The 9,053-nt window shown below is 42.3% G+C and carries 10 protein-coding genes; 9 read left to right on the plus strand and 1 reads right to left on the minus strand.

The features are described 5' to 3' along the window. The 7 genes from pilB to arfB all read left to right on the plus strand — a co-directional run. On the plus strand, positions 1–1,523 hold a 1,523-nt coding region (gene pilB / locus AC4E96_RS13495; protein WP_490256191.1), incomplete at its 5' end, for a type IV-A pilus assembly ATPase PilB. A 118-nt stretch (positions 1,524–1,641) separates the two neighbouring features. After that, entirely contained in the window at positions 1,642–2,877 is a 1,236-nt protein-coding gene (locus AC4E96_RS13500) for a type II secretion system F family protein (protein WP_490256192.1), read from the plus strand. A gap of 33 nt (positions 2,878–2,910) precedes the next feature. Beyond that, complete coding sequence (locus tag AC4E96_RS13505; protein ID WP_488033879.1) at positions 2,911–3,789, plus strand: prepilin peptidase; 879 nt, start codon at positions 2,911–2,913, stop codon at positions 3,787–3,789. Between the two features lie 9 nt (positions 3,790–3,798). Next, positions 3,799–4,422 (plus strand): dephospho-CoA kinase, encoded by a 624-nt coding sequence (coaE, locus tag AC4E96_RS13510; protein ID WP_490256193.1) that lies wholly within the window; start codon positions 3,799–3,801, stop codon positions 4,420–4,422. A gap of 89 nt (positions 4,423–4,511) precedes the next feature. Continuing rightward, on the plus strand, positions 4,512–5,261 hold the full coding sequence (locus AC4E96_RS13515; RefSeq protein WP_490256194.1) for a cell division protein ZapD: 750 nt from the start codon (positions 4,512–4,514) through the stop codon (positions 5,259–5,261). Positions 5,262–5,272: 11 nt separating this feature from the next. After that, a complete protein-coding gene (gene yacG / locus AC4E96_RS13520; RefSeq protein ID WP_488033882.1) occupies positions 5,273–5,512 on the plus strand; it encodes a DNA gyrase inhibitor YacG in 240 nt (79 codons plus the stop codon). 105 nt (positions 5,513–5,617) lie between these two features. Then, positions 5,618–6,043, plus strand: a complete 426-nt coding sequence (gene arfB / locus AC4E96_RS13525) for an alternative ribosome rescue aminoacyl-tRNA hydrolase ArfB (RefSeq protein WP_488033883.1) — start codon at positions 5,618–5,620, stop codon at positions 6,041–6,043. 77 nt (positions 6,044–6,120) lie between these two features. On the opposite strand, the gene AC4E96_RS13530 is transcribed toward arfB, so the two are convergent. After that, on the minus strand, positions 6,121–7,626 hold the full coding sequence (locus AC4E96_RS13530; protein ID WP_488033884.1) for a hypothetical protein: 1,506 nt from the start codon (positions 7,624–7,626) through the stop codon (positions 6,121–6,123). Positions 7,627–7,884: 258 nt separating this feature from the next. On the opposite strand from AC4E96_RS13530, the gene ndk reads away from it, so the two are divergent. Together ndk and AC4E96_RS13540 are read left to right on the plus strand one after the other, a co-directional pair. Further along, positions 7,885–8,316, plus strand: a complete 432-nt coding sequence (gene ndk, locus AC4E96_RS13535; protein ID WP_488033885.1) for a nucleoside-diphosphate kinase — start codon at positions 7,885–7,887, stop codon at positions 8,314–8,316. A 175-nt stretch (positions 8,317–8,491) separates the two neighbouring features. Further along, a partial coding sequence (locus AC4E96_RS13540; protein WP_490256195.1) for a radical SAM family protein occupies positions 8,492–9,053 on the plus strand: 562 nt, incomplete at its 3' end.

The following is a 9,053-nucleotide window of genomic DNA, read 5'->3' on the forward strand; positions in this document are numbered from 1 at the left end:
GTGTGCCTCGTTTTGATATTTCGCAATTTGATATCTCGATGATCCCAGAAGATGTTAAAAACGAAAAATTAGTCACCAAACACCAAGTTTTACCTGTCGGTAAAAAAGGGCGAACGCTGTTTTTAGCCACGAGTGACCCGTCTGATATTTCCGCTCAAGAAGATTTTGAATTTAATACCGGGTTGCAAACTGAGTTTTTGGTCTGTGAGCCAGCCGCTCTATCTGACATGATCCATAAGGTGTTCTCCTCAATGGATGATGCCCTTGGGGTTAATGATTCCGACATGATGGAGTTGGCGGATTTAGAAACAGAATCAGTAAACCCTAATCAAGATGCACCAGATGAAGACGATAAAGACGATGCGCCTATCGTTGTGTATATCAATAAGATTTTAATGGATGCTATTCGCAAAGGTGCATCGGATTTACACTTCGAACCTTACGAAAAAGAATACCGTATTCGCTTCCGCGTTGATGGGATTTTAACGGAAGTCGCTAAGCCGCCGTCTGCATTATCAGGACGTTTGGCTGCGCGTATTAAAGTTATTTCTAACTTAGATATTGCAGAAAAACGCAAACCGCAAGATGGTCGTATCAAACTTAAGATCTCTGCCAAAAAGTCCATCGATTTTCGTGTCAGTACCTTACCGACCATTTGGGGCGAAAAGGTCGTAATGCGTATTTTGGACTCATCGAGCGCGATGTTGGGTATCGATGTCTTGGGTTATGAGGAAGAGCAGAAAAGGCTCTACATGGAGGCTCTAGCGCAACCGCAAGGAATGATCTTGGTAACTGGGCCTACGGGTTCTGGTAAAACCGTGTCACTTTACACCGGTCTAAATATTCTCAATACGCCAGAGCGAAACATCAGTACCGCCGAAGACCCAGTCGAAATTAACTTAGCGGGTATTAACCAAGTTCAGATGAACAATAAAGCCGGGCTTGATTTTGCCTCGGCACTAAAAGCGTTTTTACGTCAGGATCCAGATATCATCATGGTTGGTGAGATTCGTGACCTTGAAACCGCCGAAATCTCTATCAAAGCGGCCCAAACGGGTCACTTGGTTTTATCCACACTGCATACTAACTCAGCCGCTGAAACCCTAACGCGTTTGGCAAACATGGGTGTTCCTTCATATAACATCGCAAGCTCCGTTTCACTTATTATTGCACAGCGACTGGCCCGTCGTTTATGTTCAAAATGTAAAGAGCCCGAAACGGACTTACCAGAAGAAGCGCTGTTACAAGAAGGGTTTACCCACGAACAAATTAGTTCGATGACCTTGTACAAGCCTGTGGGTTGCAATGACTGTACTGGTGGATACAAAGGCCGTGTTGGTATTTATGAAGTGTTAAAGCTCAGTGAAGAAATGCGCGGCATTATCATGGAAGGCGGTAACTCGCTAGATATTGCCCAACAAGCCGAAAAAGAAGGCATGAACAATTTACGTAAATCGGGGTTGTTAAAAGCCGCGGCAGGGATGACAAGTCTTGCAGAGGTCAATCGCGTTACGACATCATAGTCATTGCATTATGCTAAAAACGGAAGACCACAGGGCGTAATTGAGGTAATGCTTGGCGTTATCAATTCTTTTGGTAACGCGAAGTAAAACTAGGCAAAAATAGGATTTAAACAAGATTATGGCGGCGAATAATAAAGCTAAAGCAATAAAAAAACAGATCGCATTTGTTTATGAAGGACTCAATCGTCGTGGCGGTAAAATCAAAGGTGAGATTTATGCTACGACACCGACCGAAGCCAAAGGTAACTTAAAGAAACAAGGTATTACGCCAACCAAAGTTCGCAAAAAGCCGACACCATTATTTGGTGCAGGTGGCAAGCCTATCGACAGTAAAGATATTGCTGTCTTTACCCGTCAGGTCGCGACCATGCTGACTGCGGGTGTACCACTTGTTCAATCACTCGATATGATTGCTAAGGGCTCTGATAAAGAGTCAATGCAAAAAATGGTGACGGATGTTTTGGTACAGGTACAAGCCGGTTCGACGGTTGCCGATGCGTTTCGTTCTCAACCAAAGTACTTTGATGAATTGTACTGTGACTTAGTTGAATCGGGTGAAAAGTCTGGTTCGTTAGACGGTATTTTTGACCGAATCGCTCTTTATAAAGAAAAGTCAGAAGCCCTTAAGTCCAAAATCAAAAAAGCCATGACGTATCCAATCGCTATTTTAGCCGTGTCGTTTATTGTTGTCGGTATTTTGTTGGTTTATGTTATTCCATCTTTCCAAGATATTTTTGCTAGTTTTGGAGCCGAACTACCCGCGCCAACTCAAATGGCGATCAACGCTTCTAAAATTGCACAAGACTACTGGATATACGTTGTATTGGGGTTAGTTGCCGCTATTTGGTTATTCAAACGTCAGCTTAAAAAGAGTAAAAAGTTTGCCGATGCCATGGATGCGTTTCTATTAAAAGCGCCAATTGTCGGTACGATAGTCAATAAAGGCGCGATTGCTCGATATGCCAGAACTTTATCGACCACATTTGCGGCCGGCGTTCCATTACACGAAGCACTTAACTCAGCGGCTGGTGCCTCTGGTAATGCTGTTTACAAGCGTGCGATACAAGAAATTAAGGCCGATGTCTCAGCCGGTAACTTAATGCACATTGCGATGCGTACTACAAATCTGTTCCCAGATATGGTGACGCAAATGGTCTCCATCGGTGAAGAATCCGGTGCACTTGATACCATGTTGGAGCGTGTCGCTAATGTATATGAGCAAGAAGTCGACGATGCGGTTGACGGTATATCTGCACTAATAGAACCGTTTATTATGGTCTTTTTGGGTACCGTCATCGGTGGCCTAATTGTTGTTATGTATTTGCCTATTTTCCAGATGGGTAATGCGGTTTAATCCAAATTAGTTTTAGTTACTAAAAGAATTTTTATGTTTGATCAATTTTTCATATTAATGGCGGAGTCTTCCGCCTTTTTTATCACTATCGTTACTCTTGTGTCCTTATTAGTGGGCAGTTTTTTGAACGTAGTGATTTATCGCCTGCCTGTCATGATGGAAAAGGAGTGGGCTTGCGAGTGTCGCGAGTTGTTAGCTGACGAACTCGAAGCTACTAACAAGGAAGACGCGCCTTTTAACTTAATCAAACCTGACTCACATTGTCCTAAGTGCCAAAACCCGGTTAAACCATGGCACAACATTCCTATTTTGAGTTATGTGTTTTTACGCGGTAAATGCGGTTATTGCCAAACGCCCATTTCAATTCGTTATCCACTAATCGAAGCTTTAACGGCGCTTGCCAGTGCTGTTGTTGCTGTCAAGTTTGGTTATTCTTTGCAGGCGTTAGTTTTGGTACCACTGACTTGGGTTTTCATTGCACTTATATTTATTGATATCGACAAAATGTTATTGCCTGACCAGCTCACTCAACCTTTGTTGTGGTTTGTGATGCTGGCGTCTATTTGGGGTGTGTTTTTAGATCCCAAATATACATTAATTGGTGCCGCAGCCGGTTACTTATCGTTGTGGTCTGTGTATTGGTTATTCAAACTAGTCACGGGCAAAGAGGGCATGGGATACGGTGACTTTAAGCTAATGGCGATTGTTGGTGCCGTGGTTGGGGCCGTGCAACTGCCGATGGTCGTTCTGTTGTCTTCTGCGGTTGGTGCCGTTATCGGTATCAGCATGATGATATTTGGCGATAAAACTCGAAATACGCAAATTCCATTTGGGCCTTACATTGCGATTGCGGGTTGGCTGGCCATGTTATGGGGCGACCAAATGCTTAACTGGTATTTACAATTTTTATAATTGATGAAGATGACTAGCTTACATCAACAGCACTCCAAAATGATCATTGGTTTAACAGGCGGTATAGGTTCGGGTAAAACCGCAGTGTCTGACTTATTAGGCCAAAAAGGCATAGACGTTGTCGATGCCGATGTCGTTGCACGACAAGTTGTTGAGCCTGGCTCAAAGGCGTTACAACAAATCAGTGATACCTTTGGTACGGAGTTTCTGCTCACTGATGGCAATCTAAATCGAGCAAAGCTCAGAGAGACGATTTTCAGCGATGTAGAAGCCAAAACTAAGCTCAATCAAATCATGCAGCCAGCGATTCGTAATGAGCTTTTGTTGCAGTTAAAGTCTGCGACTTCTTGTTATGTGATTTTGTCAGCGCCTTTATTGCTAGAAAACAAGTTAGAAGGGTATTGTGACCGAGTGTTGGTGGTAGATGTTGATGAGGCAACACAGGTGCAACGGGCGACAAAGCGTGATAGTGTAGATATTGAACAAATAAAAGCCATTATTGCCAGTCAAATCGACCGTAAATCTCGTTTGGCTAAAGCGACCGATATTATCGATAACAGTGGCACACTTGCCGAGTTACAAAAGCAAGTTGATGAAATCCATCAGAAATATTTGACACTAGCGGGCGCATAAATCATATTGGAACATATTTGTCACGATTGCGTGTTAATCGTGCCTGATTGAAGAGAATAATAAAAAGAATAAATCAAAACTGGACCATCATGAATTCTGTTGTTTACGAACATCCTCTTAACGAAAAAACTCGTCTGTTGATGAGGTTAGAGTTGTTGTTTGGACAATTATCAATTCACAATGACATGTCTGATGAAACTAATATCCAGCCGTTTTTTTCTACTCTTTATTCCACCATTGAAGTGTTGGAGCGCAATGATATTCGTGGAACGCTAGCGTTTTATCTCGATTTGCTCGAAAAAAGCATGTTGCGTTGGTCCTCTCACCCCGATATTCATAACGACTCTTTACAAAAAAATCTCCAAGAAACCGTTAAGCTGCAAGGTCAGATCTCGAAAATGAGCAAAGCCTGCCAAGTATTGAAAGAAGACAAGTTTTTGGCCAGTCTTCGCCAGCGCTTTGGTATTGCAGGCGGGACATGTGACTTTGATTTACCGCAGTTTCATTATTGGCGACTCAAGCCTCTCCAAGAAAAACAAGCAGACGTAAAAAGCTGGTTATTGATTTTGGCACCACTACAACAAGCGTTAAATTTTTCTATGTTATTTATTCGCGAGTCGGCTGAATTCACTAAAGAAAATGCCCCAAATGGCTTTTATCAAGGTAGCTGTGCAGACAACGTATCTTTGTTGAGAGTCAAGTACGATGCGGATGAAGGCGTATTCCCGACGCTCAGTGGCAGTAACCGTCGTTTTGCCATTAGCTTTATGAAACCAGACAAAAGTGCTGTAAAAACTTCTGTGAATGATACAATTCAGTTCGAATTAGCGAGCTGTTAAGAGTATTTTTCATGTCTACACCCAAACCAACCATTGTTAAATGTCCGACTTGTGACACCGATGTCATTTGGCAACCAGAATCCGAATTCAGACCTTTTTGTAGTAAACGCTGCCAGCTCATTGATTTAGGGGAATGGGCGAACGAATCCAATCGTATTCCAGAGTCTCCATCTGCGTCGTCTATGTCAGAGTCTGAAATCGACCAAATCGAGAGGTTACTCGAAGCGCGCGCTAACGACTATCTCAATTAAGTGCCTGAGGGCGCTCAATATTCATTTAAATCCGAGCTTTGTTAACGAGGTGTTATTAAGCCTAGTGTTAGTAAGCATAGCGTTAGTAGGTAAAGGTAAGCAGTTGTGGCTGATAACCCTCTTCAAATTTCAAACACAGTGACCTTGCGAGAAGACGAACTTGAGCTTGTGCCGATTCGTGCACAAGGCGCGGGTGGTCAAAACGTCAATAAGGTTTCCTCGGCTATTCATCTGCGTTTTGATATCAACAACTCGTCATTGCCTTTGTTTTACAAAGAACGTTTGTTAATGCTTAAAGACAAGCGACTGACAAAAGATGGCGTACTCATCATAAAAGCGCAGCAGTTTAGAACACAACAACAAAATCGCGACGAAGCTATCGAGCGCTTAGTAGAGTTGATCAAAGGCGCGATAAAGACACAAGCGGTAAGAAAGCCAACCAAACCGACCAAATCCTCACAGCGACGTCGCATGGACAGTAAAACCAAGCGCGGTCAAATTAAACAAGCGCGCGGTAAAGTCGACTTTTAGATTTTCACATCGTTTCTATTCTAAAAGTTAATACTCGTCTGTTTTCGGTCACAAAATCGGTCTTTTTGTTTACTCGATCAATTTCGACGAATACTGTTGTCACGTCGCCAGAAGGTCTTTTGATTGATGTCCATTTCCCAGTCTTCTGCCGGATTCCAATAAAACCCATTTGGATACTGTTTTTTGTAATAGTCTTCGCTGAAATCTGACTGTTTTCGGGCGGCCGGATTTATAATATTAAAGTCGTAGGTCACTTCTGTTTGACTGTGATCTTCATATTTGACTTGGCGCTTGGTGGTTTGTTTAACAATCGCGGTTTTTGGGTGGGCCGGGTTCAGACCAACGACAACGCCTTTTTCCACGACATTCGTTTCTTTTGATACAAAGTAAATTCCAGAGCCCATTGGAAAGCGGCCCACCATTTTCATAAAGACCTTGGTGTAAGGCTCATAGATGACTTCTTTGTCGATGCCGCTTTTCATGATGTCGTAGGCTTTGTAAATCAAATTATAATTGTGTCGAGACTTGGTCGACATCAAAAACGACGCATAAATCATCGGAATGCGGAGCAAGTTGCCAAGTGCGTGTTGCGGTTTGACGTAGTTGGTCAAAATCGAATCGGTGAGATCGTAACGAGCGACTGCTTGTAAGTACTCGTCGGCATCCATGCTTTCAAATAAGCTTCGGTCGGGTTCGCCGACACCGTATTTGAGATAATTTCGAGACGATTTATATATTACGTTTATTAGCTTTTTACGCTCTTCTTCGTCCAATAGACGATAGCGATTCCCTTTATAGATTTTATCTGCATCCAAACTATATGCGCCTATTTGGTGAATAAGGGCGGCAAAAATGATGGGACGTAGGACTTGGCGTTTGTAGGGTTCGAGTATTTCCTCAGGAATCTCTTCCTCTTCCTTTTTCGACTTGTCTTTTGAATCAGACGAAGTGCTGTCGGAAGAAGTGTTTGTTGTTGCATCAGACTTTTGGTTCGTTTGTTCTTCGACTTGTTTTAAGTTGAGTTTTGGGACGTATTTAACGATGTCTTCATCAATAATTTGGTCAGTTTCCAACAGTTTCTGTAATAGCTTAACGGACAAGGCCGCGATATACAGAGGCTTATTCTTTTCGTTGCTGGCGCACCTGGCTTGATCATTAGGTAGCGGAGCGCGCAATACCATTGTAGTAATAAAACGATTAGCGTCTTTATCTTTGAGTGTTTGTTCGATGATCGTGTCGGCCATCTCAGTTAATAATGCAGTGCGACGTCTAAATCCACCAAGGACTTTAGGCTCGACATAATCAAGCCGTTCTTGCGCCGTTGCTGAGAGTTGTTTCAGCTCTTTTAAATACTCTCCGGTGTCATCTTGATCTTTAATTGCTGGATAAAAACCATTGGCTTCTTTAAACGACAAAATGGTTTCTATTTGCTTATTAATTTCTTTGGTTCTTTGTGTTTCTTTCTCGTAAATCAGATAGATTTCTTCAAATTCACGAAAAAAAGTTGTCGCATCACTGACCAAATCGAGGTACTGCGCCTTTAGCGTTTTGAGAATATCAGTAATGAGCAACTGAGGGGCCATTTAATGTCTCTTAAAAGGTTAGGTAATTTAAAAGGTTATCTAAAAATCTAGAATCAAACCAGCTAATTACCACAGAATGACAGTTAGCCGATATCTTTAGCTTAACAAAATTAGTCGAATTTTCATCAATTAAGCCAACGGGCATTATGTTATTGAATGATAAATATAAGCAAACATATTTTTTTTATAAAAGTTCGCGTATAATTCGCGCCCAGAAATTGAATCCTTAATATTAATATTGAAAACTGGAGTTTAACCATGGCGTTAGAACGTACTTTTTCTATCATCAAGCCTGATGCAGTTGCTAAAAATGTAATCGGTGCAATCTACAACCGTTTTGAGTCTGCAGGTCTTCGTATCGTTGCTTCTAAGATGGTTCACCTATCTAAAGAGCAAGCAGAAGGTTTCTACGCTGAGCACAGCGAGCGTCCTTTCTTCGGTGCATTAGTTTCTTTCATGACTTCTGGTCCAGTTATGGTTCAGGTTTTAGAAGGCGAAAACGCTGTTGCTAAAAACCGTGAAATCATGGGTGCAACTAACCCAGCTGAAGCGCTAGCAGGTACTTTACGTGCAGACTACGCTGAGTCAATCGACGAAAATGCAGTACACGGTTCTGACGCTCCTGAGTCAGCTGCTCGTGAAATCGCATACTTCTTCTCTGCTGACGAATTGTGTGACCGTACTCGTTAATTTTAACGATTACTGAGTTGCTATTAAAAAGGACTTTAGCTTGCTAAGGTCCTTTTTATATTTTTGCTTTGTGCCTTTAATCCTTAAATGGTCAGACAAAGGGCATAAAGCAAAAATACAATGTACGCGTGTAACAACGCATCTTTAAACGATACAAGCTACATAGAGGTAAAGTATGTCTGCAGAAATCATCACGCCTGCTGTTGAAACACAGCCCGTTAAAAAAGTTAACCTTCTTGATTACGATCGCAAAGCCTTACGTCAGTTTTTCAAAGACGAATTAGGCGAAAAGCCATTCCGTGCAGACCAAGCCATCAAGTGGATTTATCAGATGGGTCAAACAGACTTCTCTGAAATGACGAACTTTTCAAAAGTACTACGTGCCAAATTAGCCGAAAAGTGTGAGGTTCGTGCACCTGAAATTAATGTACGTCAAGAATCTTCAGACGGCACAATCAAATATGCGTTGTTGTTAGAAGGTGGTCAGGAAGTAGAAGCCGTTTGGATTCCTGATGGCGATCGCAAAACCCTTTGTGTTTCATCACAAGTGGGCTGTGCGCTAGAATGCACATTCTGCTCGACAGCACAACAAGGCTTTAACCGTAACTTGTCAGTGGGTGAAATCATTGGTCAGGTTTGGCGTGTTGCACAAGATATTGGCTGGGATGGTTTATCAACAAATCGACCAGTAACCAACGTGGTAATGATGGGCATGGGTGAGCCTCTTCTAAACGTTA

The sequence above is a fragment of the Psychrosphaera sp. genome (genome assembly GCF_982872775.1).

Excerpts from the sequence above, each read along its gene's own strand:
- AC4E96_RS13500 (WP_490256192.1), top strand. The coding sequence starts at position 1,642 with ATGGCGGCGAATAATAAAGCTAAAGCAATAAAAAAACAGATCGCATTT.
- AC4E96_RS13505 (WP_488033879.1), top strand. The coding sequence starts at position 2,911 with ATGTTTGATCAATTTTTCATATTAATGGCGGAGTCTTCCGCCTTTTTT.
- coaE (WP_490256193.1), top strand. The coding sequence starts at position 3,799 with ATGACTAGCTTACATCAACAGCACTCCAAAATGATCATTGGTTTAACA.
- AC4E96_RS13515 (WP_490256194.1), top strand. The coding sequence starts at position 4,512 with ATGAATTCTGTTGTTTACGAACATCCTCTTAACGAAAAAACTCGTCTG.
- yacG (WP_488033882.1), top strand. The coding sequence starts at position 5,273 with ATGTCTACACCCAAACCAACCATTGTTAAATGTCCGACTTGTGACACC.
- AC4E96_RS13530 (WP_488033884.1), bottom strand. The coding sequence starts at position 7,626 with ATGGCCCCTCAGTTGCTCATTACTGATATTCTCAAAACGCTAAAGGCG.
- ndk (WP_488033885.1), top strand. The coding sequence starts at position 7,885 with ATGGCGTTAGAACGTACTTTTTCTATCATCAAGCCTGATGCAGTTGCT.